The sequence below is a fragment of the Formosa undariae genome (assembly GCF_042427615.1).
In the GTDB taxonomy this organism is placed as follows: Bacteria; Bacteroidota; Bacteroidia; order Flavobacteriales; family Flavobacteriaceae; genus Formosa; species Formosa undariae.
Genome location: NZ_JBHMEZ010000012.1, coordinates 639411 through 664030 on the forward strand (window position 1 = coordinate 639411; position 24620 = coordinate 664030).

Below are 24620 nucleotides of genomic sequence, written 5' to 3' on the forward strand. Positions count from 1 at the left end.
CTATCAAAATGAAACAATTTGGAATAATCTTATTGGTATCGCTAGCCTTATTTGGATGCAATAGTAAATCAGAACAGCATAAAACAGCGTTCTTTTTACCACCAGCGACCACCTATAATTATGCAGAAATTGATAGTGTTAAACTGTTTTATAGAGAAGCAGGAGATAAAAATAATCCGACAATAGTTTTGTTACATGGTTACCCATCGTCCTCACATTCGTATAGAAACCTAATTCCTATGTTGGCGACACATTATCATGTAATTGCACCAGATCATTTAGGGTCTGGTTACAGTACACATTTAGATCCTAAAACGACAAACTATACCTTTGATTTATTAGCAGCTTATACAGAGCAGTTAATCGATACGCTTCAAATAGGGCACTATGTTATGTATATGCAAGATTTTGGTGCGCCTGTAGGTTATCGTATGATGATGAACAACCCGAAACGCACTCAGGCTTTAATTGTTCAGAATGCGAATGCTTACTTAGAAGGGTTAACACCGAAAAGACAAGATTTTTTTAGAACGGCTCAAACAGATACATCTCAAGCCAAACATGATTTCTTATATCATTTAACCGGAGAAGACGCTATAATTAATAAACAATATTTATTTGATTTAGATTCGACAAACATCAATACACAAAGTCCAGATGCGTGGACTCACGATTTGGCTTTTCTAACCTCCAAAAAAGACAGAGAAATTCAGGTGCAGCTTTTTCAAGATTACAACACCAATTTAATACGCTACCCGAAATGGCAACACATGTTGAGAGAAAATCAGCCGAAAACATTAATTGCTTGGGGAAAAAAGGACTTAAAATTCAACCATAAAGGTGCCGAAGCCTATTTAAAAGACTTACCAAATGCTGAATTACACTTGTTGGATGCTGGCCATTTTGCAGCGGAAGAAAAAACAAGAGATATTGCTAAACTCATTTTAGAATTTTTAGCGAAGAACAACATCGAATAATAAAGATCTCTGTTGTAATCTTGGAGTAAGCTTAGAATATTAAATACGACCATAAATAACAACCGGTTTTTTAGAAGCGTTTTCGTGTTCTATATGATCTTGACACATCATTTTTAAAGGATCTAACAGTTATGTAAGTTAGAATAAAAACAAGCTTAAATCTAACTTCGAAGTTTTGTGTATCTTTACTAAGTTGCCAAATTGTAAGCGTTTGGCTATGCGACATCACTAGAAACCATATTGATTAAAATTGAAAGTGAAGTGCTCCTTCGAATTTCTTGAGTATTCTCAAGAGAACTTAAGGCAATCTAAATATGGTTAAGACAGGTTTTAAGCAACCGGGTGTGGATAACGAACAGACAGTTAAATGACAACAGAAATAATAGACGACTTAAAGGGAGAAAACAACAACGCTTTTGGACAGCTCTACAAAGCATATTTTGGAATGGTAAACCGTTTTGTAATAAACAATAACGGACGAACAGACGATGCTGAAGATATTTTTCAAGACACTATGATTGTACTTCTGGGAAAACTACGTCAAGACGATTTTCAGTTAACGGCTTCCATAAAAACCTACATCATGGCCATTTCTAAAAACATGTGGCTTAAACGGTTAAGAACGGCTAATCGAGAAACGGAGTATACAGACCTGATGGACAACACCTTTTATGAAGAAATAAACCTTGCCATCGAAAACGAAAAAACGTACGTCGACAAACTTCAAACTTACATTCATAAAATAACGAAACATTGTCAAGGCTTAATACACGATATGTTTTTTAAAGAAAAAGCTATTGAAGACATTCAAAAAGAATATGGTTATTCAACCAAGCACAATGCTCAAAATCAGAAGTATAAATGTGTAGAACAGATAAAAAAAGTAAAAGAAGAAGATAATTTTTAAAATAAATTAAAAATATTTTCTTTTCGTGGGTGATTTTTACAACGTATTGGTATAAAGATATAGTTAGTCACTAAAGACAACTCTAATTTATTAAAATATAAAAATCATGAACAACAAAATTCAAAAATCAGTTTTAGCAGGAATTATAGGTACAGTTATAATGACTTTAGTAATGATGGTAGCACCAATAATGGGGATGCCAAAAATGTCTCCACCAACCATGCTTGCAGGAATGTTAGGAATGCCAGTTTTTGTCGGTTGGCTAATGCACTTCATGATAGGAATTGGTTTTGCTGTGATTTACACCTATTTGGTGGCATCGAAAATAAAAGTTGAGAATATATATTTAAAAGGAGCCCTATTTGGAATAATTGCATTTGTTTTTGCTCAAATAATGATGAAAGTAATGGGCACTATAATGCCAATGCCAAAAATGGAAGGGCCAATGATTTTAATGGCAGTTGGTAGTTTAATGGGACATATTATTTTCGGAATAGCAGTTGCAAAAACTATTGGAGAATCTTATAATTCAAAATAATTCTTGTAAAACGAAAACAGTATAAAATAAAAATTAGGACAGCGTACAACACTCGTAGTTGTTGTACAAATCTTAAATAAAATACAGATCCATAATTTAAAACCGTCTTTTAAGGCGGTTTTTGTTTTTTATACACTTTACTCCTTAAAAGCACTATAATTCACAGTGAATAATGAATTGTGTTTTGTTACATTTGAAGAATCTTTTTTTGAGCATTTAGAGACCGAGACTATGACGGTTTTTAGTCGTTACTCACAAAAGGAATATCAAACTGACTTAAAGGTTATTAATTCAGGTATGAACTTGGAAACATTTCATCCCTCATACTTTAAAAGATTTTAATGAAAAATCAATCCGCCTTAACGGGCATTATGATAACAGCAGGAACCACTATAGGTGCTGGAATATTCTCTTTACCAGTGGTTTCATCAGGCATGTGGTTTGTACTTAGTTTAGTATGCCTATTATTTTTATGGTTCTTAAATTACCTATCTGCATTATATATATTGGAAGCTAATCTCCTGTTTTCACCAGGCGCAAGCTTTGATACAATTTCTAAAAAAATATTAGGTAAAAACTGGAGTATCTTAATTGGTTTGTCGATTGCATTCCTCATGTATATATTGCTATATGCCTATTTTAGTGCTTTTGGTAACATCGTTATGGAAAGTCTAGGATGGGATATTTTTAAATCGAATTCATGGACGCAAGGTGTAATGAGCTTGGCGCTAGGTAGCCTATTAGCACTTATCGTTTGGTTAAGCACCGCTATGGTTGGACGCATTTCTACCATTTTAGTTTTTGGGATGATTATTTCATTTAGCATTTCAATGGCGGGCTTTGCCATTCAAATAGAAACGGCTAAGTTATTCGATATTACAGGTGAAAAATCCGCATATCTCCCTTATCTATGGGCTGCACTTCCCTATTTTATGACATCTTTTGGTTTAGCAACGGTTGTTCCAAGTCTCTATAAATTCTACGGAAAAAATCCTGTAATAATAAAGAGGAGTTTGCTTTGGGGATCATTAATTACCTTTTTTGTGTATGTCTTATTTCTTACTGTGACTTTCGGAAATATTTCTCGACATGAATTTATTGCGATTAACGTAGCAGGTGGAAATATTGGTCACTTAATTAGTGCGTTTGGAAAAGACGAAAGTACTCACATGATTAGTTTTGTATTAAACCTATTTTCAAACTTTGCGATTATCACCTCATTTATGGGTGTTGGCTTGGCACTGTTCGATTATATAGCAGATAAATTCTCATTTACAGACAGTGCAAAGGGACGTTTTAAATCGGCTTGTATTACGTTTATACCGCCAGGAATTATAAGTTTCTTTATCCCTAACGGATTTATAGCAGCCATAGGATTTGCGGGATTGGTTGTCACTTTTGGTTTCTTTATAGCACCTTTTTTTGTGGTCAAAAAATTAAGACGTTCCAATACGGTAACTATTTACAAAGTTCGCGGAGGCTATGGTCTTTTACTGTTTTTTATAGCATCAAGTGTGTTTGTGGGTGTGTGTCAAATTTTATCGATGTTAGATTACTTACCAAAATGGTAGATTATCTTTTAAATTCAAAAATGAATAAAACTGAAAGGAGTTAAAAACAACGCGTTAGTCGTAATTAAATGCAGATACCAAAATGAAAACACACCTATCTGTAGATAAAGCAATCACTAGAGGACATTTAGTTATTAATCTTCCTGTGATGCTTATTATGTTTGGAATTCCTGGAGTTACCTTATATCTATTTTCTGAAAAATCTATTCCGAATTGGAGCATTGGAATAAGCTTTTTACTCGGCTTTGCACTCGCTTGGACGTATTGGAGTTTTGCTATTACAAAATGGCGTTTATGGGCTTTTGAAAACGTAAGAAATGTTCACGAATTAAAAAAAAGTGCTATTGAAAATGGGTTGATTTGGGCGGATACCAAATGGTTTAATAAAACGGAAATAAAATCGGCAGCAGACAAATCAAAATGGAAAGTATTACTTAAAAAATTTGAAAAAGAAGATGAGTATTTTGAAGATCGTTCCTTGCCTATTAGAACACGAGTGTATTTCTCAAAATTTAAGAATACTTACGATTTAATACTTATGCTGATCGGCCTTAGCGCAGGACTTTTTTTACTACTAAAATCTGATAGTTACATCGTAGGAACATTATTAAGTTTGGTTGGTGCATATTTAGCATATAAAGAACTGAAGCAAGTTCTAAATAACACCCCTCAATTAATTATCGATAATAAAGGTATTGAGACCACAACGGCAACCTTTAAAAGTTGGGCAGAAATTAAACATGAGGAAGTCATCATGGAAGGTTCAGGAAAAACCATCAGTTTCTACTTGATTTACACCTACAATAATGGTTCTGAGAAACTACTCCTGGACGACTTTAATATGAGTCCGAAAAATTTAGAGACCGCTTTGCGAACCTATCGAATAAGATATAAGAAATATGTCCGTTAATCGGACAGACGTCCGCCTACTTTTCTTATTTACTTTCGGCTATAATCCTATATTTTAAAAGCGCACTTCGATTACTTTAAAAGCATATAGCTATTGATTTATATTCTTTTCATCATTAAATTAATGATCGCATAAAGCCTGCAATCTTCATTACAAAGAGAAGACTTAAAACAAAATCAATAGCTATTAGTAAACTTTTATAAATCAAATAATCTTGGTAACCACAGTGTTAATTCTGGGAAAAATGTCACTAAAAACAAAGCAAAAATCATCGCTAAAAACAAGGGTAATAATGGCCTTATCACTTTCTGAATGGTCGTTTTGGCGACTCCCACCCCGACAAACAAGACGGAGCCCACAGGCGGTGTACACAGTCCGATACACAGATTTAATACCATAATAATTCCAAACTGAATCGGATCCATTCCTAATTTAGTTACCACTGGTAAGAAAATAGGCGTAAAGATTAATACTGCTGGTGTCATATCCATAAATATCCCAACAAATAATAACAGTAAGTTTATAATTAATAAAATAACAATTTTATTATCACTTGCACTTAATAAGGCCGAGCTAATATCTTGAGGAATATTCTCGTAAGACATCACCCAAGACATACTCATAGAAGCTCCAATAAGTAACATTACAATTGCTGTAGTTACACTAGATTCTAATAATATTTCAGGTAGATTTTTAAAATTAATTTCTTTATAAATAAAGCCTAAAACCATGGTATATAACACGGCAATAGCAGAAGCTTCTGTAGCGGTAAAAATACCCGAAACAATCCCCCCGATAACCACAACCAACAAAAACAAACTTGGTACGGCATCTATAAACGTTTTAAACACTTGTCTTAAAGAACTACGCTCTCCTAACTTATACTTTTTCTTTTTAGCATATAAGGACGCGACTACCATAAGTAACAAGCCCGTTAAAATTCCAGGAATATATCCCGCTAAAAATAAAGCTGCAATAGACACACCTCCACTAGCTAGAGAATACACAATAAGCACATTACTCGGAGGAATAATTAAACCTGTCGTTGACGATGTTATATTTACAGCAGCACCAAACTCTCGCGAATACCCCTCTTTCTCCATTTCTGGACCTAGAATACTTCCCATTGCCGAAGCTGAAGCCATTGCAGAACCCGCAATTGCTCCCATTAGCATGGCACCAATAACATTTATTAAAGCTAATCCGCCTGGCAGTGAACCCACCAAGGTTTTAGCAAAAGCGATAAGCCGATGTGCAATTCCTCCTTTGTTCATGAGTTGCCCAGAGAGCACAAAAAAGGGTATAGCCAGTAAAGCAAAACTATCTAATCCGGTTCCCATACGCTGAGAAACAGTAGTAAAAGCAGGTAAAGCAGGAATACTAACCAACATAGTTAATACAGAAGATATAGCAATGCTCCATGCCACAGGCGTACCAATAGACAGCAAGGCTATAAAACTTATAATTAGAACGATTACAGGTAAATATTCCATTATGATTTAGATTTAATAATATCAGAAATTTTATAAAAAATAATAAGTATTCCACTAAGTGGTATTACAGCATAAACGGCTGCAAGAGGAATTTGTAACGAAGGTGAACGTTGCTCTAAAACATAGGTAATATACACCAGTCTAAAACCACCGACAACCATAGCTGCAAAGGCAAAAGCAATAATTAAAGCATATACAAACAGATGTAATCGTTTTTGTATGCTTTCACTAAAACGTTGCGGTAACACGTCTATGGCCACATGCATATTTTTTCCAGACACATAAGCTGCTCCTAAAATCCCTAACCATACCATTAAATATCTCGACAATTCGTCGGTAAACGAGCTTGGTGTTCCTATAATAAATCTTGTAAATACTTGCCATAATACATTAATGACCATAATGCCCATTATAGCGACTAGCACTTTTCCTAAAATGGAATCTATTGTGTTTCTAAATGCCATATTATTTGGTTTCTTTAATATTCTGAATTAAGCTATACATTTCTGGGTTATCCTTATATTGCTCGTAAACGTCTTGTACTTGCTCTGAAAATAACGTTTTATCTGGACGAATAATTGTGACCCCTGCTTTTTGTACTTCTTCTAATGCTTCTTTTTCTGCAGCAGCCCATAATATTCTTTGATATACCACAGATTTATCTACTGCTTCTTGCATCCAACCACGCTCGTCTTCAGATAGTTTATCCCATAAATGTGTACCTACAACAATAACATCTGGTAAAGATGTATGCTCGTCTAGTGCAAAATATTTACAAACTTCGTAATGCCTTGATAAATAAAAACTAGGTGGATTATTTTCTGCACCATCCACGACACCTTGTTGAAGCGAAGTGTATAGTTCTCCCCAAGAAATTGGTGTTGGAGAACCTCCTAAACTTTTTACCATCTCGATAGCCGTGACACTTTCCATCACTCTAATTTTTAAACCTGCTAAATCTTCTGGTTTATTTATCGGATTCTCTTTGGTGTAAAAACTACGACTTCCCGCATCATAATACCCAAGACCTTTAAGCCAGTATTTTGTTCCACCGTCTAGTAATTGCTTTCCTATAGGACCATCCAAAACATTAAAAATATGTTCGCGATCTCGGAATAAAAATGGTAATCCGAATACTTTCATTTTAGGTGAAAAATTTTCCATTACTCCGGAAGATACTTTGGTCATATCTAAACTCCCAATCTGAATAAGTTCTAGGCATTCCCGTTCGGTTCCTAGTTGCTGATTTGGGTAAATCTCCAATACCATTTTCCCTCCTGAAATTTCTTTCAGATCTTCTCCCATTTTTAACATGGATAAATGCACCGCATGTTTAACATCTAATCCATGTGCTAATTTTACAACACGCGTTTCAGAAATTTGTCCACACCCTACCAAAAAAGAAGAGAGCAAACACGTCCATATTATAGTAAAAAATTGTTTCATCTATTTGTATGCTTACAGATTTTATAATTTCACAACTGAGCTTATAAAGCACTAAAATTTAATTTTTAAGTGCTTCGATACCTTTTACAAGCAGAAAAGCAAAATGCCTTAAGTGCTAGCAATACTATAAATATTTAACTTGAAGTGATATAAATTATAGCCCATTTACTATCGATTATGACCGATATTAAAGTAATTCCGAGCGTAAACCGTTTTACTACTCTGCTTAGTTATACGGTTTAGTAGTTTTAAGTTTTAGAGTCTAAATAATCATAAATTTATCTCTAGATTTAGACCTCTATATGTTGGGCCATTTTTTAGTTAATGGCTGTATGGTTTGACTTTCGTTGCGTGCTTTTTAATACCATAATCTTATTTCACGCCTTCTGTTTTCTAATCTTCAACATCAAAGGAGTTGCAAAAACTGAAGCCTTTTTATAATCATTTATTTTTAGCAGCCGTAAGTTCATAGTCGATTATCTGATAACCAATTTCTCCTTTCTCGGAAACGGCTTCTACCACAATCATCATTTCTCCTTCATTATCTGCATTATAAAAGGATGTAGACGCCTTTCCATCATTATCGGTCTTAACTATCGGTTCCCAATGAACTAAAGCTCTTAAATCTGGTGTATTCCAATCACTAGACTTGATAGTTTCATATTTTGGGGCATAAAACTCGAGAGGTTCAGAAAACACAGGAATAGAAGATTGCATGATACCTACTGGTCGCGTTGTGCCATAAAGTCCTTTTTTACCGTAAGTATATATGGCAATCACATTTCCGTAAGTAGGCGGAAATTTTGTTCCAGGGTAGACTTCAAGAAAGAGACTAACAAAGTTCTTTGCATGTTCAATAATTTCAAAACTACTAACTTCACTCGGAGGGATATCTGCTATGTGCGTGTAATCGTAATACATAACAGGAATACCATCGATAACTACCAAAGTAGGCTCTTTTGTGGTATTTACAATGGCACGTAATGCTCCATCAGGACCTCTAAGTATATTAATTTTATCAGAAAAACGAGATTGCAGCACGCTATAGAGTCCGTAGGACCATTTTTCTTCTTTTTCACGGATATCATCACCATTAATGACCTCATCAGGCTCCCCAAATCTTTCCATTATTTTTTTTCGTTCTGGAGTAAGATTGTATCCTGTTAATTCCACTTCTTCTAAAAGGACATTGTCGGATGGCACAAAAAATTCATCGTTTATTTCTTTTCGCTGTCTATTCTTTTCGACAAATTTATAGATGATACTATCTAATTTCACTACCGTTTTTACAGGATTAAAATGCACAGGATAAGATTTCTTTTCATCTAACAAAACATTGAAATCCTTCTTTTTTCCTGACGCATTCGAACTTTGAATCAATAGCTTCATCTGCTCTCCGTATTCATCATTTAAATTGAATTTGAACAGGCCCAAACTGTCGGCTGTCTGATTATAAAACGACTTGTTTTCGCCAAATGTAATCATCGTCATTTTTGCTTCTTTTTTCCTTTTCTTAGAAAAAACACTACTCACCTGCCCAGAAACAGAGAGATTGGCTTCAGGCTTAAAGGGGAGTGCTTTATACAGTTTTGCGTAATGGTACTTTCTCCATCCTTGTGTTAACATTAGTGCATCTAAATGGCTATGCATACTTATGTTTTTATTAAAATAGAACCCAGGATTTTCTATGTGTCCTTTTAATTCTGAGTTAAGCAAAAACCAAGATAAAATATTCTGACGCTTAGACTGCATCTGCCCCATTTGCTCCTTATTTATTACAAGAACAGAAGTATTAGCTTTTATATTATCCCCGTTAGAATTGGTAGTTGTAATCTCTAAATGCGTTAATTCCCGTTTTGAATATCGCTTTTCATGGGTTGAAAGCGCAATGTTTATTCTGTTTTTAGGGTTTTCATTATAATACAATCTTTCGGCAATAGGTTGCATGACATTATCCTTCATTACACAAGCAATTATACCTTCGGGTAAATTAGTAGCGGGAAACAAAAGCTTAAAAATACCATCCTTTAATTTCACCTTAATATTATACACATGCATCCCTCTAAAGGAAAGGCCAATGAAAATACTGTCATTTTTATTATAATTAGACAAGGCTGTTATAAGCATATTATTTCCATGCTTTTCCACCGACAACACATGCCCCCTAGAAGCGACATCTGGTAAAGGATATAATGTGGTTTCGTTTTCTAAAGCCTGAGGCATTAATCGGGCAAAATATGTTTTGGTACTATCGGCTTTAGCTATAAGAAAGCTTCCCATGCCTAGAGCATTACTTTTAAAAGTCGTTACAATAGCATCCATTTCGTCTATAATATCGCCTTGCACCTCTTTTCCTTGTCCATTTGCATCTAAAGTCTTAAATCCCATTTTACTCGGTAATCCGTGTACTAATTCTCCACTCTCTGGAAAGCATTGAAAATCTAAATAATCTTCGTTTAAAACAATGGTTTTGGATTTCTTGTGTTTGTTTTCTGTTTGCATTTGTAGGGTTACAAACTGATTTTCGGTGGGTATCGGATAATCTATCCAATATTTTTTATCTTGTCCTTTTTTTACGAGTAGTGTATCTTTTTTATCACCTAGAGTAACAATAACGGTGAGTTTATTTTTGTGTGCGCTGTCTATAGCAAGCGGATTAAAACTTGCTTTTAATCGATTTTTATTTGCCTGGTCTTTTATTAGGGTAACGTTACGTATTGGTATTTCTTTATTATCATCTTGTTCTGTGTTAAATACTTGAATATAGTCTTCGAAAAGGAAATCTGTTTCAAAATTCTTATTCCATTCTGTGTATGCTCTAATAAGATACACGCCTTCTTTAAAGGTACTATCTAGATTAAAAAATCCTTGTCCGATGCCGTGTTTTATTTTAATCAGTTTTTTATCGCGTATCGTTTCTTCTGGACTTATTAGCTCTACATACAACACACCACTAAAAGTAGATGGCGCATGGCTGTAGGCATTTAGAATAATAGATTTAAACCAAATGGTATTATCGGTTGTGTAAACGTCTCTGTCTAGTTGGAGATACACTTTCTCTGCCAAAACCGCATTAGAGAGTACTTCGTTGTTGTTTTGAGCACTGACACATGCCGGTAATAGGCATAAGAATAAAGTAAGAAATGCCACAACTAGAATGAGTTTTGAACCAAATACTTTTAATGGATTATCATCTTTTTTATGCGGTTCGTTTCTTTTCATTATTCTAAATCACTAACGTTTATTTTTTTTGCATAAATAAACATGTGCAACAATTTTAGTTAGGCTAAAACATGCCATTTTTATACGTTATGAGCAGGTTACAAAGTAGCTTGTTGAATATACAAATAATTTAGCTGTATAGGCATACAGGATATTAAGACCATAACGCAGAGTAGGTTAATTGCATATACTTCACCATATCGTTCTAAAACAAAACCCATACTAAAAAGAAGAAGCCACTTAGATTCCCGATTATATTCTAGCCATAATTTTTTTTAAAACACAAGTATTAAAGGGAAGATCTAAAAAAGGTTAGACATAAAAAAAGCTTGAGGCGAACCTCAAGCTTTAATTTTATAGACCGTAATTACGGTATAATGTAATTAGGAATTATTTATAATACAATGGGTCTGCACCAATTGTTCCTTCTAATCCTTTTAAGTATGCTTCTGTATTTGCTTCGTTATACAAATCTTTAACGGTTTGTAAACGTGCGTTTAAATCCATTTCTATTACCTGCTGTGTATTGCCTGGGTTAGATATAAATGTTTCTAAATAATTAATTTGTTTTGTATAGAAAGAGATGTCTTTTTGTTGTTTCAATTTCAATCTATCTTTATACCAATCGCTATTAATTATATAATCTCTAGTGAAATAACCTCTTAGTTCAGGATCGCTCATTTCTTTACCTTCGTAATTTCCGTAAGCCATCATATGTAAAAGAATTTTTAATGGTGGTACTGCAGCTTCAATACTACCATCTTCAAAATATCTTAAAGCAACTTTTTGTTGTGCTTCAACGATGTTATTTATTCCGTCTACATAATCTTCCAATCCTTGTAATTCTGGTTTAAGCATTTTTTCGTTAAACACAGCATTAGGTTCATCGAAAATACGGTTTAAACATCTTAAAGAGAATTGTTTTGTAATACGGTATCCCAATCTACTTGCTAAAATTTTCTTTCCGTTGTGTTCGAAATCATCTATTTTTTCAAGTGCACCATCTTTAATTAAGAAATTAGGATCTCTATCTTGAGGCTCTAAACGTGCCCAGATTTCTGGTATTAAAATACTAATATCGTGATCTACTTTATTTTCTCCTCCAACATAACCTGCAGCTGTACTAAACGCATTAGACTCTGTAAGGATGTGCGATAATAAGGCATTGTTTAAATCTGTTGTAGGCGTTAACATATTGAAAGGTCCTTTTGTTAGGGCGCCTTCAGATCCTGCTCCTGTTGTAGATGGTGATTTACCTGTAAGACTACAAATAAAGTCCATAAACATTTCTGGAGTTTCTTGATAATGAATTGGGTTATAAACGGCTAACGGTCTAATTCCTGCTTTTGTGTCTGCTGGATTATTACGTCTTCCTGGTAATACTGCATTTACAACATCGATAATTGCATCTTCAGATTCTACTTTTCTGAATAATCGCATACCAACTTCTGCTAAATAACTAGCTTCAGATTCTTCTAAGAAAATGTTTTTCTCTAAATAACGCGGATTCTTAGTTGGCTCACCGTCTACAATTCTTGTATGCGATGGTAACGCGAAATACTCTTCGTCTTTAGGACTATTTACAACACTCTCGATTAAATCTTTTACTGGTTGTGTGTATTTATCGAAGTTAATGGTGTCTTCGTAAATTTCTATAGCGTCTTTTTTAGTCAGCATTTCGTAATTTGTAAGGAACACATTCTCGCCTACAATATCACGCTCTGCTCCTTTATCGTATCCTCGAATAATAGCTTCATCAGGTCTTTGGAATAAATGTCCTTCACAATTCGCTACTACTTTTAAACTTTTATTAGTGTATTGAGGATTTAAGTGCTTAAAACTACTTCTTGGTAAAGTAATAGATGCTGAAATATCGTCTTCCATTTGAATTTTTAAACTCGCAGAGAAATCAGATCTTAATTTGTTTAATAACCAATTCCCATCTTGATTAAAACCAATACGTACATAACTACCAACAACTGGATTATCGAAATATTTAAGCCCCGTACCTTTTTGTCCGTTAACAATATCTACAGACACACAATCTTTCCAATTTAAAGCCCCGTGATCTTGACGATACAAACGTTTAATAAATAATACTAAAGATCTAATATGTACTGGAATGTTAGAAACAAACTCATTATACTCGTCTGTAAACACATCTAAAGGCTGTAATAATCTTACTGCAGACCCTAACGTTCTATTAGAACTTAAAAAGGTGTGTGAAGGTGGTAATGTAGGATCGTAATCTCTCCATCTCTTAGAGTAGTCGTATTCGATAATTTCATCGGCTTTCTTAAAGTCAGCTTCAATATCAATAATATTAAAAGCGCTATAAGTAATGGCATTTTTCATTGATTTAGAAATCTCTGACTTTCCTCCTCCAGAAACCGTACAAGGTTTATGACAGAATACACCTTCTGGCGCTGTAGCTACAATTCTCCAAAGTGCAACAGCATCGTGTTTTTCTAATTTAAATTTATGTCCTGATGGGTGAACATATGATTTATTAGGATTTAAAAGGATACGTTGCTCTGTACCATTATACGTCCACGTAATATCGTTTGTATTTGTATTTATATATGCGTTTTCAGGAACGTAAACAATGTTTGGATATTTCTTATCTATCGCATAGTTTCCGTCTTGGACATCGATTCTATCTCCTAAATATTCTTTAACACCTTCGAAGCTGTAAATATTTCCATATTTATCAGAAAATCCATTACCATTAACGATATCTCCCATAACACCTCTAGGATAGGCAACTGCCCCTCCAGAATGCTCTTCTTCTACCAAACCAAATAAGTTTGCAGAATAACTAATCTGAGTTTTTATCTCCTTTTTAGAGTAACCAAAATAGTTATCGGCGATAAGTGTAACCACCACACCTCTATCGTCTCTACATGTCAATTTAAAGGCTCCACCATCGTTGTACAGATCATCTGCATCTTTCCAGCACATACCATCTGTTCTTTGACGTTCTGTTGCATCGTCGTAGTGTGGTAAACCAACATCTTTTTTCTTAAGTAATTTTAATTGAGGCGCAAGAATAATACAACCTGTATGTCCAGTCCAATGTTCTGTATCTAAAGCCGCATCGTTTTGTACAAGTGAAGGATCTCCTGCATTACCAAAAATAGCTTCAACGAAATCTAAGTTACTTACTAAACTACCAGGAGCGAAAAAACGGACTTCTAAACTTTTCTTAGAAACCACACCTTTTACCTCTGGGCAAACCATTGGTCGCATTAGCATAGACACCATAACTTCGGCTTTTTCTACTTGCTTAGACGTAAATGGTAGCGTTTTTAATTCTGAAGACGGCTTAAGTGCTTCTTCTAATAAATGAGCGAAAGTGATTTTAGGCACTTCAAATTTATCTAAAGGCACAGGTAACGGGCCTTCTACAATATGAAATGTTCCTTTTGTTGTTCTTTTATCATGAATAGGATTATTTAAAACTCCTTGTCTTACTCTGTAAGAGGTAACATCCTCACTAACAAACGTATCTCCATTTGGAGGTAAACTTACCTCACGGGCATGTCCAGCTTGATTTAAGACTAAGGTGTCGTTAGGAATTTTTAAAGGCTTTTCAAAAGTAATGTCTTTTAGATAATCTTCAATAAAAGATTGAATTCTATGATCTACAGGGGCTAAATGGTCTGATAATATTCTAGATTTTTCACGGAAACTTTTAATTAACCCATTTGTTAATTTTTGAAAATTTGGATTACTAAACGCTATTTCTGCATTTTCGTCGTCGTGATAAATAGGTTGTCCTAAAGCCGCCAACTGTAGGTTGATGTATCGTATAGTGTCTTTTCTACTTCGAATTACAGCCTCATTATTCGCATTTGTCTCTCTACTCATGTTATATGTAAATTTAAAATCGATAATACTTTTTAATACACAAAGACTCACGTCACAATATATTTTAGCGGTGTTTTTTAGATACTAAATGTGGCTAAATTATTGTGATGAATATCATATTTATATTAAAGTTAAATGGAATTTCTAAATAGCCTTTTCGGAGTCATTTATAGTATACATTTTTAAATGATCCTTTTGTAAAAAACTATTGTTTTTATTCTACGTAAATTTAGTTAATACCGAAGAAAAAAACTAATAAGTTTGGGTAATAATCTCTTGTAAGACGGCTAAATACAACCAACTACAGTTAAAAAGAATCATTCTAAATAAGAAATAATCATATAAAAATCTTTCAAACGTTTTCGCCATAAAATACAAAAATACAGCGAAAACTCACCTCATTTAAACATGAACTTTATATTAAATTAAACATTCAAAAAAGTCTTAATTACACATGGAATTCGCTTAATAATAAACTCAAAAAAATACTGTGATTGTAAAATTTTAAAAGGAAGGTTAATTCTAGATGTTTTAGTCAAGAATTAGACAAAACAGAAAGTATATAAAACAAAAAAAGCTTCCGATTTCTCGAAAGCTTTTTTGTGATGGCAGAAGGATTCGAACCTTCGACCGCCTGCTTAGAAGGCAGGTGCTCTATCCAACTGAGCTATGCCACCATTCACGAACAACACGTGTTCTGAAAAGTGCTTTTTTCGAAATATATAATCCCTAAAAAGCTGTGCAAATATAAGTAGCTTTAGGAAACTACGCAACTTAAAATGTGATAAATTTTAAAAAAATAACAATCTTTTTATTAACATATTGTTATTCAATTATTTCACGTCATTATCTATTTAATTTCTAGGAGTTACACGCTATAAAAAATGTGTTACAACAAAAAAAGGACCGTCTTTACAGACAGTCCTTTTTAAAATAGTATTTTAAAAACTAATTATTTTCTAACCGCTTTTACGATAGCTAAAGCTTTCTTTACATCTTGCTCTAATTTCGCGTAATCTTTATTAGCGATAATATCTTTAGAGATTAATTGAGATCCCATTCCAACACAAGTTACACCTGCATCAAACCATCCTTTTAAGTTTTCCTCTGTTGGAGAAACACCACCAGTTGGCATAACACTTGTCCATGGTTGTGGGCCTTTAATTCCTTTTACAAACTGAGGTCCGTAGATATCACCAGGGAATAATTTTACGATTTCACATCCTAATTCTTCTGCTCTAGTAATTTCTGTTAATGTACCACATCCAGGAGACCATAATACTTTTTTACGGTTACATGCAATTGCGATATCTTCTCTTAAAACTGGAGTTACAATAAAGTTTGCACCTAATGCCATGTATAAAGAAGCTGCAGCACCGTCTGTAACAGAACCAACACCCATAATCATACCTGGTAATTCTTTAATAGCGTATTTTGTTAATTCACCAAAAACTTCGTGAGCGAAATCTCCACGAGCTGTGAATTCCATTAATCTTGCTCCACCATCGTAACAAGCTTTTAATACATTTTTACTTAAGTCAAGGTCATTACTAAAAAATAAAGGAATCATCCCTGTATCTTTCATTGCTTGAGCCACTTCTAATCTTGAAAATTGTGCCATTTTGTTTTGTTTAAAGTTTTAATTCCAGTTTAAGATTTTTTTGAAATCGTATGCTTCTGGATTTGGTAAATATTGTTTTGCTCTTTCGTAATCTTTCTCTTTAATGTAGAATAGATTGTCTATAAAAAGCTGTGCCATATCTGAATTGATATCGACTAATCTTGGTGGTATTTTTCCGTTTTCATCTTCAAAGTCCTTTAAATATAAAGGCGTAATATCACCCTTTGAGTTTGCACTAACTATACACCCTGAAATACCTTGATCGAATAATTTTTTAACGCCTATTCCCAACAAAGAGCACAGTGTTAAATCGAATGCTATAGGATTACAACATCTTAATTCATAACCAAGTTCTACGGGTCTTGATTTAACGACTAAACCGATTTCTTTTAATTTAATCTGTAACAGATAATTAAAAATATGAGATTTACTTACATTTCCTAATTCTGGATGACCGTGGTCGTCGTAAGTAAAGTTAATACCGGAATTTATAATTTCTTCTTCATCCATAAAGTGGAACACGCCTTCACTAACTAAAGCGACACCATACTCAACACCCTCAAGTTTACATTTCACGATCGAAGACACTATCATATTAATAAGCTTCTCGAAAGTAATCTTGGTTTTGTTAAACATTTCTGGAATAATCATCATTTGAAAATGACAAGCCGAAGCAATTCCAAAGGCTAAATGCCCAGCAGAACGTCCCATAGCAGACATAACGAACCAGTTTTCACTCGTTCTCGCATCTTCATACACCGTATTCCCAATTCTAACGCCTTCGTCTTTAGCTGTATGAAAACCAAACGTTGGATTTCTATCAGGTAAAGGCAAATCGTTATCTATAGTTTTTGGTACATGTACGTGCTTTACATCTAATTGTTCTGATTGAAGAAATTTAGTTAATCTATTGGCGGTAGACGCAGTATCGTCGCCGCCAATAGTAACTAATAATTTTACATTATTTTTCTTAAAAAAATCTGATTTAAAATCACTGTCTTTTGGTTTAAATCGACTCATAATTAAAGTAGAACCGCCACGACTAAAAATACGATCGGCATGGTGAAAGTCGAAAACCTTTACTTCAGGCTCTTCAGAAAGCAATCCTTGATATCCGTGATGCACGCCTATAACCTTGTAACCATCCTTCATAAAAGTTTTGGCTACTGTACTAATTACAGTATTTATTCCAGGTGCAGGTCCGCCTCCACAAATAATTGCTATTGATTTTTCCATGTACTAATCGCGTTTTTTTGTAATGATTTTAAGGATTCAGTTATTATCTAGCAACACGACCAGAAGCGTCTCCACCCATAAGTTTGTTAACTTCAGCAACAGTAGCTAAGTTAGCATCACCTTTAATTGTGTGTTTTAAACAAGACGCAGCAACTGCGAAGTCTAATGCATTTTGATCGTTATCTGGGTATGTTAATAATCCGTAGATTAAACCTCCCATAAAAGAATCTCCACCACCTACTCTATCTACGATATCTGTAATTTGGTATTGACGTGTTTCTAACATTTTAGTTCCATCGTATAATACTCCAGCCCACGTGTTGTGAGATGCAGAGATAGATCCTCTTAAGGTAGTAATTACTTTTTTAGCTTTCGGGAATTTAGCCATCATTTGCTTACAAACAGATAAGAAAGCTTCTGCTTTAACATCGTGACCTGCAGTTTGAACAGCAGCGCCATCAGGCTTAATTCCGAAGTGCATTTCAGCATCTTCTTCGTTTCCTAAAACAACATCACAGTAAGACGTTAATTCTGTCATTACAGCTTCTCTATGCGCATCGTCACAGTAGTTCCATAATTTAGCACGATAGTTTAAATCTGTAGAAATAGTAATTCCTTTAGCACTTGCAGCTTTAACAGCTTCTAAACATACATCTGCAGAACTTTGAGAAATAGCAGGAGTAATACCAGTCCAGTGAAACCACTCAACACCATCAAAAACAGCATCCCAGTCAATCATTCCAGACTCAATAGTAGACATAGAAGAATAAGCTCTATCGTAAACCACTTTACTTCCTCTAGACACAGCACCAGTTTCTAAGAAATAGATTCCTAAACGTTCACCACCCCAAACAATTTTATCAACACCAACGCCTCTTTTGCGCATTTCCATCATCGCACACTCACCGATATCATTCTTAGGTAAACGCGTTACAAAATCACAAGAAATACCATAGTTAGCTAATGATACTGCTACGTTAGATTCTCCACCACCATAAACAACATCAAAATTGTTAGCTTGAGAAAATCTTAAAAATCCTTGAGGAGCTAATCTTAACATGATTTCTCCAAACGTTACTACTTTACTCATTATTTTTAAATTTATATTAATTAAGTTTAATTTTATCAAGAAGACCTTAAATTCCTCTTTTTCACTTTGTAAGAGTAAAATTATTAAAATATTTTCACCTATGCAAACGTTTGTCCAAATCTTTTAAAAGTTCTCTTAATATTCATATTGAATGAATTGATTTCATTTACCTTAACATATTAGGTCAAAAATAATATCTTTGCTCAAACGATTGACTTCAATCTCGTTACATTTTGAAAAAGAAAACCACCATTAAGGATATTGCTAATGTTTTAAACATTACACCATCTGCTGTTTCTAGGGCACTACATAATCATCCTAGAATTAGTGACAAAACTAAGGCCGCAGTAAAAAAAGTGGCTAGAGAATTAGAATATCAACCAAATCATTTAGCGTCTGCTCTAAGAAGTGGTAAAAGTAAATTGATAGGTATTATTGTTGCGAAAACGAACAGTTACTTCTTTTCTTCTGTAATGGAAAGCATCGAAAAAGAATTGAATAAAGAGGGGTATAACCTTATTATCACCCAATCTAACGAATCTTACGAAAAAGAATGTCGAAATATAGATGCGCTTCTTCAAACACAAGTCGATGGTATTATAGCATCCTTAGCCAACGAAACGGTTAATTTTGATTATTATCAGAAAATTAAGCAAAATGGTATTCCTTTAGTTTTATTTGATCGTGGTGAAAATGATATCGGTGTAGATTATATTGGAATTGACGATTATGCTAGCAGTAATATTATAGTAAATCATTTGGTTGAACAAGGTTGTAAACGCATTGCTCATATTGCAGGTTATGGCCACACACGAATTTACCAAAACAGAATTCGTGGTTATAAAGATGCCCTAAGAAAACATAAATTGCCGGAAGACGATGCCCTTTTATTAGAAAGTAGTTTAACTATTGAAGATGGAAGAGCTAAAATGACAGAGCTTTTAAAACTCCCAGAATTACCGGATGCTGTTTATGCGGCTGGAGATTATGCGGCGCTAGGTGCTTTACAAGTTATGCAAGAACATAATATTAAAGTCCCTGAGCAAATAGCATTAGTCGGTTTTAGCAACGAACCCTTCACATCTCTAGTCACACCGCCCATTACCTCTATATATCAGCATAACAAAGAAATTGGAAAATTAGTTGCACAACAAGTATTGCTTCGTATAAACGACGAAAACTACAAGCCTGTGCTTCATAAATTAATTTTAGAACCGGAGTTAATTATAAGAGATTCTTCTAGAGTACTTGACTCCAAGAAGGCGTAGATTTTGTTTTCCTTGACCAATCGTCATGAACTACAAATATTTAAAATGATGCCATAATTCGACTCTAAAAGCTATTAATTCACATCTGCTTTACCGGCTTGTCTTATCACTTTTTCATTACTAAGTTCGAAACAACTTTTTGCTTTCTGAAGTCCGTATCTCACGCCATTTTTAACTACAAAATTCCGATACAGACTTCCATTTAACCGCCAAGCGCGTTGCAATCCGTATAATCGATCGTCTTTATAATTATAGTTATTTGCTAAATCTCCATTTTCGAACCAATTTTTATAAGTGCCTTCTTTTTTCTGATTTATGTAGTGGTATTCAAATTTCAACTTTCCATTACTTTCCCAATAGCCATAATGAACTCCTGTAGACTGGCCATAATTGTATGTTCGAACTTCATATCGGTTTCCATTTGCATAAAAACTTCTATAAGTTCCATGAAGCTTTCCATCCAAAACAGAACTATAGGTTTTTACATGATACCCTTTTAACACCTTAAAAACGATACCTAAATATGGTTTATTATGCAATAGATATTTTCCGTTAACGTAAGTGACACTCGGATTTGAAAAGGCAATAGTATCATTGGGAATGGCACGCGTATCTATAGCGTAATTCGAAGTGTTTTCAAGTTTTGTGTCTTCAACCATTTTAGACAATGAAGCATCACCATCTACACAACTTAAAAATGCACATAATGATGCTAGGATAAAAACAAATTTAAAAACAAAACATTTCATTATTCGAACTGAAATATGCTTACTGTGTAAATGTTCCTTTTGTGCCATGAAATGCACCAGATTTTATAACATATAATCCAGAAGTAGAATACACATCGTTACTTACATGATAATGATAAATGACATCAGAAAAATGACTCGTCACCCCCACATGTCCGCCATTTTCATCTAGATTTTCGGGATAAGATCCGTCCATATCTTTACGACCATATACAGGAAATCCATCTCTTAAAAACCCGATAAGATTAGAATCGTCTACTGTTAAATAGGTCCCTTCACAATGATAATGATAATCTTCATTTGGGCCTGGATGTGCTCCAGAAGCATCAAAAGTGCTCCAAGCATTTTCCTCTAATACCCCACCTCCTTCGTAGTCATTATAAAGCGGCACTCCATTTAATGCCATACCTACAGCACCTAAATCGGTTTGCTCTTTAACACTTGCTTCTTTTGGATAGGTAGGAATCGTCATGACATAATTAAAAGCAATCATGGTTGTATTCATATTTGCATGATTTACACCTAAGAAATCCTCGAACATTTCGTGACCTTCGCCCCAATACGGTGTTTTATGATCTGGCAATCCAGAGCTACTTATTGAAATATAATCTCCATTAACTGCTACATTAACACCTTCTGTATACTCATTTATAAAATTAGCTTGTACCACAGAAGTAACATCAACGGTGCCTTGTAATATATCTGTTGGTGTACTAGAATCGGTATTATTGCTACTATTACATGATAGTAGCATAACTAAAGCGACACCACAAACTAAGTATAGATTAATTAACATATTTTTCTTATTATACATTTTCATCAACTTCGGTTTTTTTCATAGTTAATCTGGCAATTAACCCAGCACCTGCTAGAATAAATAAAAAATTAAACACATACCAATTCGTCGTACTATCTGCCAAACTTTTATCCGCTTCGACTAACACGAATTCATTTTCCTCCAATTTCACCTTAGTAGCGAATGCATTAGATTTCTCTAAAGCAAACACATTTCTGTTCACTCCATTTTTCAAAATCATGAAGGTGTTTTTACTTTTAAAAATGTTTTGAAACATAGTATTATTCAGACTAACTGTTTTAAAATCATCTGGCACATCTATAAGATAAACGACTAAGGTTTCATGCCCCAATTTAATTTTCGGGTCTTTAAGTAAAATGTCCTGACCGTTAATTTTAAGTGTTAGATTCTTCGCCATTAGGTTAAACACCAAGTCTTCAAACTCCTCTGGTGTTGTATATCCATTTGCAGTATATTCTTGATGCACTACACTTTCGAAAGCTGAAAGTGCCGCCCTAACCTGAACGGTCCACTGACCATTCTTAGCTTCTACTAGAACCGTACTAGATTGCGATGTCGAATGTGCTAAAACCACCATAGGTATTAAAAACCACAATAAAACTAGTGTAACACGCATATTTGTTCCTATTCTATAATACATAAGCCCCTCTTAAACCGTTAATAAAGTTATTGTTTCCCGCTTCGTCAACATGATAATGATACCCGCGTGTCTCGTCTGAATGCCCTCTTAAATCATCTAAATCTGTGGCCATAACACCACTCTCGTCTAATAACTCATATATACCATAGCCATCTAAAGCGTAACCAATTAATGCCGCATGTCCATCTTCCTGTTCTACTTTAATACTATACCCTGTCGCGGCGTGGTAGTGATATCCTTGGTGTACATTAATATGACCACCAGCATCATCAAACGGAGCCAATGTATATGCACTTAAAATATTATTAGTAGGTGCTGGTGCAGAGAATTCGATACCGTTTAAAGCAATTCCGCGTGTAGACGGAATACTACTATCTAATTCAGGACCTGCGCCGTCTCCCGGGCCAGGACCTTGTGCGTCTCCCGCTTCTGGTGCTCCTCCGCCATCAGTAACAAAATAAATAGCATCGGTTTGATATACAGGTGTTACAGGAATTAACCACGTTTGAGAAATATTGGTGATATAAGAAGGAATACATTCGACACAGAAATTTTCGTATTCAGTTCCTACATCTGGATTCGCAGCATTTATACAATCTTCTTCAGAATCGGTAATATAAACATCTCCATTATCATCGTACATCATCCAATTGTCATCATTATAAAATGTAGCCATATTCTTTATAAAAGCACCATCTACATCATACACCTCTCCGTCTTGAAGCCAGATTCCTCCAGCATCTGCACCATCTTCTATATTGCTTGGACACCATGGCCCCATGTTATGGTCTGCAGGTATACTTGTAGTCACAATTTGATAACAGTCGGAACTCGAACCATCAGATAACGTACATGGTACTTTAGTTATTGTAATGGTTTGGCCTTCGGTGTAAAAATATGAAGGTTCTACATCTACAGACACACTATTATCTAAATCGTCGTTCTCGGCATCACTATCGCTCCCACTACTCGAGCAAGATTCTAGACTTAGAATCCCCATAAATAATAAAGCACTTGTAAAAACCGTTGATCTTATATTTTTTAATTTCATTCCCCCTGTTGTTTTGTATATATCATCAAATCTGAGGAATATTTTAGTGGTAATTTCAGGTTTTCAGTGAATGGAACAATCCTTTAAGTAAACAACTGTTTTAATCCGTTAAACCCAATTCTATGTTTAATTGATTTCTATTAAAGAGAATTTTATAAATCACATCTGCTTTATTATTTTGAATTTAGAATGAATTAAAAGCACTGCAATTCTTAATCTAAACCCATGTGATTTCATTAAAAAAATGAGGCCATACTTTATTCAGTCCTAATACATTTCAGTAGAATTTATTTTTACTTTACATTTATAAAAAAAATAGATGAGGGTGTTTTAAGGATTAATACTATTTCTAAAAAACGTCACACCCTTTTAATTTCAAAAATGATTATATGAGTTTAGATTTATTCGACATAAAAGGCAAAATCGCTTTAGTTACGGGAAGCACACATGGATTAGGCATGGCAATGGCACGAGGATTAGGCCTTGCTGGAGCAACAATTATTGTTAATGGAAATTCTTCACAAGAAAAAATTGATATTGCTATTTCCGAATACGAAAAAGAAGGTATTAAAGCTTTTGGATATAAATTTAACGTAGCTATAGAAGAAGAAGTAATCTCTGCCATTTCAAAAATCGAACAAGAGGTTGGCCCTATAGATATATTGATTAATAATGCGGGAATTATAAAACGCACACCACTTCTAGAGATGGAAGTAGAAGATTTTAGAACTGTTATTGATATTGATTTAGTGAGTCCGTTTATCGTTTCAAAATATGTGGTAAAAAATATGGTGAAACGTAACAAAGGGAAAGTAATTAATATTTGCTCTATGATGAGTGAATTGGGAAGAAATAATGTTGGTGCTTATGCTGCGGCTAAAGGCGGATTAAAAATGTTAACTCAAAATATGGCAACAGAATGGGCAAAACATAACATCCAGGTTAACGGTATCGGACCAGGATATTTTGCAACCACTCAAACCGCTCCTATTCGTGTTGAAGGTCACCCTTTTAATGAATTTATTATTAACAGAACACCTGCTGCGAAATGGGGGGACCCAGAAGATTTACAAGGTGCAGCGATCTTTTTATCGTCTAAAGCTAGTGATTTTGTTAATGGACATGTTCTATATGTAGATGGTGGTATTTTAGCAACTATCGGAAAACCTGCTAACGAAAACTAATATAAAAAGACCGTTTAAACTGTAATATTT

Annotated in this window: 19 protein-coding genes and 1 tRNA gene; 7 read left to right on the top strand and 13 right to left on the bottom strand. The window is 34.3% G+C overall.

Annotated elements, in window-relative coordinates; genetic code table 11:
* The first annotated feature begins 8 nt into the window (after positions 1–8).
* The 5 genes from ACFFVB_RS13730 to ACFFVB_RS13750 all read left to right on the top strand — a co-directional run bounded on the left by ACFFVB_RS13730 (position 9) and on the right by ACFFVB_RS13750 (position 4903).
* On the top strand, positions 9–977 hold the full coding sequence (locus tag ACFFVB_RS13730; RefSeq protein ID WP_382383590.1) for an alpha/beta fold hydrolase: 969 nt from the start codon (positions 9–11) through the stop codon (positions 975–977).
* 367 nt (positions 978–1344) lie between these two features.
* On the top strand, positions 1345–1884 hold the full coding sequence (locus ACFFVB_RS13735; RefSeq protein WP_382383591.1) for an RNA polymerase sigma factor: 540 nt from the start codon (positions 1345–1347) through the stop codon (positions 1882–1884).
* 106 nt (positions 1885–1990) lie between these two features.
* Positions 1991–2422 (top strand): DUF6789 family protein, encoded by a 432-nt coding sequence (locus tag ACFFVB_RS13740; RefSeq protein WP_382383593.1) that lies wholly within the window; start codon positions 1991–1993, stop codon positions 2420–2422.
* Between the two features lie 341 nt (positions 2423–2763).
* On the top strand, positions 2764–3993 hold the full coding sequence (locus ACFFVB_RS13745) for an aromatic amino acid transporter (RefSeq protein WP_382383594.1): 1230 nt from the start codon (positions 2764–2766) through the stop codon (positions 3991–3993).
* Between the two features lie 82 nt (positions 3994–4075).
* Positions 4076–4903, top strand: coding sequence for a hypothetical protein (locus tag ACFFVB_RS13750; protein ID WP_382383596.1), 828 nt, complete (start codon positions 4076–4078; stop codon positions 4901–4903).
* 197 nt (positions 4904–5100) lie between these two features.
* Here the strand turns inward: ACFFVB_RS13750 and ACFFVB_RS13755 are convergent, their stop codons facing one another.
* From ACFFVB_RS13755 to ACFFVB_RS13795, 9 genes are all read right to left on the bottom strand, one after another.
* Positions 5101–6396, bottom strand: coding sequence for a TRAP transporter large permease (locus tag ACFFVB_RS13755; RefSeq protein ID WP_382383597.1), 1296 nt, complete (start codon positions 6394–6396; stop codon positions 5101–5103).
* Positions 6396–6860: a TRAP transporter small permease gene (locus ACFFVB_RS13760; protein WP_382383599.1), complete on the bottom strand. Its 465-nt coding sequence runs from the start codon at positions 6858–6860 to the stop codon at positions 6396–6398. The genes ACFFVB_RS13755 and ACFFVB_RS13760 overlap by 1 nt, the downstream gene beginning before the upstream one ends.
* A gap of 1 nt (position 6861) precedes the next feature.
* Positions 6862–7842: a TRAP transporter substrate-binding protein gene (locus ACFFVB_RS13765; RefSeq protein WP_382383600.1), complete on the bottom strand. Its 981-nt coding sequence runs from the start codon at positions 7840–7842 to the stop codon at positions 6862–6864.
* 441 nt (positions 7843–8283) lie between these two features.
* On the bottom strand, positions 8284–11064 hold the full coding sequence (locus ACFFVB_RS13770; RefSeq protein ID WP_382383602.1) for a hypothetical protein: 2781 nt from the start codon (positions 11062–11064) through the stop codon (positions 8284–8286).
* A 390-nt stretch (positions 11065–11454) separates the two neighbouring features.
* Complete coding sequence (locus ACFFVB_RS13775; RefSeq protein WP_382383604.1) at positions 11455–14934, bottom strand: PPi-type phosphoenolpyruvate carboxykinase family protein; 3480 nt, start codon at positions 14932–14934, stop codon at positions 11455–11457.
* Positions 14935–15537: 603 nt separating this feature from the next.
* Positions 15538–15611 (bottom strand) — tRNA-Arg (locus tag ACFFVB_RS13780).
* Between the two features lie 275 nt (positions 15612–15886).
* The gene (locus ACFFVB_RS13785; protein ID WP_382383606.1) at positions 15887–16555 is read right to left on the bottom strand and encodes a bifunctional 4-hydroxy-2-oxoglutarate aldolase/2-dehydro-3-deoxy-phosphogluconate aldolase; all 669 of its coding nucleotides are present in this window, start codon (positions 16553–16555) and stop codon (positions 15887–15889) included.
* Positions 16556–16573: 18 nt separating this feature from the next.
* Positions 16574–17791, bottom strand: coding sequence for a 6-phosphofructokinase (locus ACFFVB_RS13790; protein WP_382383607.1), 1218 nt, complete (start codon positions 17789–17791; stop codon positions 16574–16576).
* Between the two features lie 43 nt (positions 17792–17834).
* Entirely contained in the window at positions 17835–18881 is a 1047-nt protein-coding gene (locus tag ACFFVB_RS13795) for a PfkB family carbohydrate kinase (protein WP_382383608.1), read from the bottom strand.
* Between the two features lie 230 nt (positions 18882–19111).
* Between ACFFVB_RS13795 and ACFFVB_RS13800 the strand changes: the two genes are divergently transcribed.
* Positions 19112–20149, top strand: a complete 1038-nt coding sequence (locus tag ACFFVB_RS13800; protein ID WP_382383881.1) for a LacI family DNA-binding transcriptional regulator — start codon at positions 19112–19114, stop codon at positions 20147–20149.
* A gap of 74 nt (positions 20150–20223) precedes the next feature.
* Here the strand turns inward: ACFFVB_RS13800 and ACFFVB_RS13805 are convergent, their stop codons facing one another.
* The 4 genes from ACFFVB_RS13805 to ACFFVB_RS13820 are packed head-to-tail and all read right to left on the bottom strand — an operon-like array spanning position 20224 to position 23406.
* Positions 20224–20946: a toxin-antitoxin system YwqK family antitoxin gene (locus ACFFVB_RS13805; RefSeq protein WP_382383609.1), complete on the bottom strand. Its 723-nt coding sequence runs from the start codon at positions 20944–20946 to the stop codon at positions 20224–20226.
* On the bottom strand, positions 20918–21718 hold the full coding sequence (locus tag ACFFVB_RS13810; RefSeq protein WP_382383610.1) for a YHYH protein: 801 nt from the start codon (positions 21716–21718) through the stop codon (positions 20918–20920). The genes ACFFVB_RS13805 and ACFFVB_RS13810 overlap by 29 nt, the downstream gene beginning before the upstream one ends.
* On the bottom strand, positions 21705–22355 hold the full coding sequence (locus tag ACFFVB_RS13815; protein ID WP_382383611.1) for a DUF6702 family protein: 651 nt from the start codon (positions 22353–22355) through the stop codon (positions 21705–21707). The genes ACFFVB_RS13810 and ACFFVB_RS13815 overlap by 14 nt, the downstream gene beginning before the upstream one ends.
* Complete coding sequence (locus tag ACFFVB_RS13820; RefSeq protein WP_382383612.1) at positions 22345–23406, bottom strand: YHYH protein; 1062 nt, start codon at positions 23404–23406, stop codon at positions 22345–22347. Before ACFFVB_RS13820 ends, ACFFVB_RS13815 begins: the two co-directional genes overlap by 11 nt.
* Positions 23407–23795: 389 nt before the next feature.
* Between ACFFVB_RS13820 and ACFFVB_RS13825 the strand changes: the two genes are divergently transcribed.
* Positions 23796–24590, top strand: a complete 795-nt coding sequence (locus ACFFVB_RS13825) for a gluconate 5-dehydrogenase (RefSeq protein WP_382383614.1) — start codon at positions 23796–23798, stop codon at positions 24588–24590.
* Positions 24591–24620 lie beyond the last annotated feature (30 nt).

Bases quoted from the DNA above. Each gene is read 5' to 3' on its own strand.
- ACFFVB_RS13755 (WP_382383597.1), bottom strand. From the start codon at position 6,396: ATGGAATATTTACCTGTAATCGTTCTAATTATAAGTTTTATAGCCTTG.
- ACFFVB_RS13730 (WP_382383590.1), top strand. From the start codon at position 9: ATGAAACAATTTGGAATAATCTTATTGGTATCGCTAGCCTTATTTGGA.
- ACFFVB_RS13740 (WP_382383593.1), top strand. From the start codon at position 1,991: ATGAACAACAAAATTCAAAAATCAGTTTTAGCAGGAATTATAGGTACA.
- ACFFVB_RS13775 (WP_382383604.1), bottom strand. From the start codon at position 14,934: ATGAGTAGAGAGACAAATGCGAATAATGAGGCTGTAATTCGAAGTAGA.
- ACFFVB_RS13735 (WP_382383591.1), top strand. From the start codon at position 1,345: ATGACAACAGAAATAATAGACGACTTAAAGGGAGAAAACAACAACGCT.
- ACFFVB_RS13745 (WP_382383594.1), top strand. From the start codon at position 2,764: ATGAAAAATCAATCCGCCTTAACGGGCATTATGATAACAGCAGGAACC.
- ACFFVB_RS13795 (WP_382383608.1), bottom strand. From the start codon at position 18,881: ATGAGTAAAGTAGTAACGTTTGGAGAAATCATGTTAAGATTAGCTCCT.
- ACFFVB_RS13820 (WP_382383612.1), bottom strand. From the start codon at position 23,406: ATGAAATTAAAAAATATAAGATCAACGGTTTTTACAAGTGCTTTATTA.
- ACFFVB_RS13765 (WP_382383600.1), bottom strand. From the start codon at position 7,842: ATGAAACAATTTTTTACTATAATATGGACGTGTTTGCTCTCTTCTTTT.
- ACFFVB_RS13785 (WP_382383606.1), bottom strand. From the start codon at position 16,555: ATGGCACAATTTTCAAGATTAGAAGTGGCTCAAGCAATGAAAGATACA.
- ACFFVB_RS13825 (WP_382383614.1), top strand. From the start codon at position 23,796: ATGAGTTTAGATTTATTCGACATAAAAGGCAAAATCGCTTTAGTTACG.
- ACFFVB_RS13815 (WP_382383611.1), bottom strand. From the start codon at position 22,355: ATGTATTATAGAATAGGAACAAATATGCGTGTTACACTAGTTTTATTG.
- ACFFVB_RS13760 (WP_382383599.1), bottom strand. From the start codon at position 6,860: ATGGCATTTAGAAACACAATAGATTCCATTTTAGGAAAAGTGCTAGTC.
- ACFFVB_RS13770 (WP_382383602.1), bottom strand. From the start codon at position 11,064: ATGAAAAGAAACGAACCGCATAAAAAAGATGATAATCCATTAAAAGTA.
- ACFFVB_RS13805 (WP_382383609.1), bottom strand. From the start codon at position 20,946: ATGGCACAAAAGGAACATTTACACAGTAAGCATATTTCAGTTCGAATA.
- ACFFVB_RS13750 (WP_382383596.1), top strand. From the start codon at position 4,076: ATGAAAACACACCTATCTGTAGATAAAGCAATCACTAGAGGACATTTA.
- ACFFVB_RS13810 (WP_382383610.1), bottom strand. From the start codon at position 21,718: ATGAAAATGTATAATAAGAAAAATATGTTAATTAATCTATACTTAGTT.
- ACFFVB_RS13790 (WP_382383607.1), bottom strand. From the start codon at position 17,791: ATGGAAAAATCAATAGCAATTATTTGTGGAGGCGGACCTGCACCTGGA.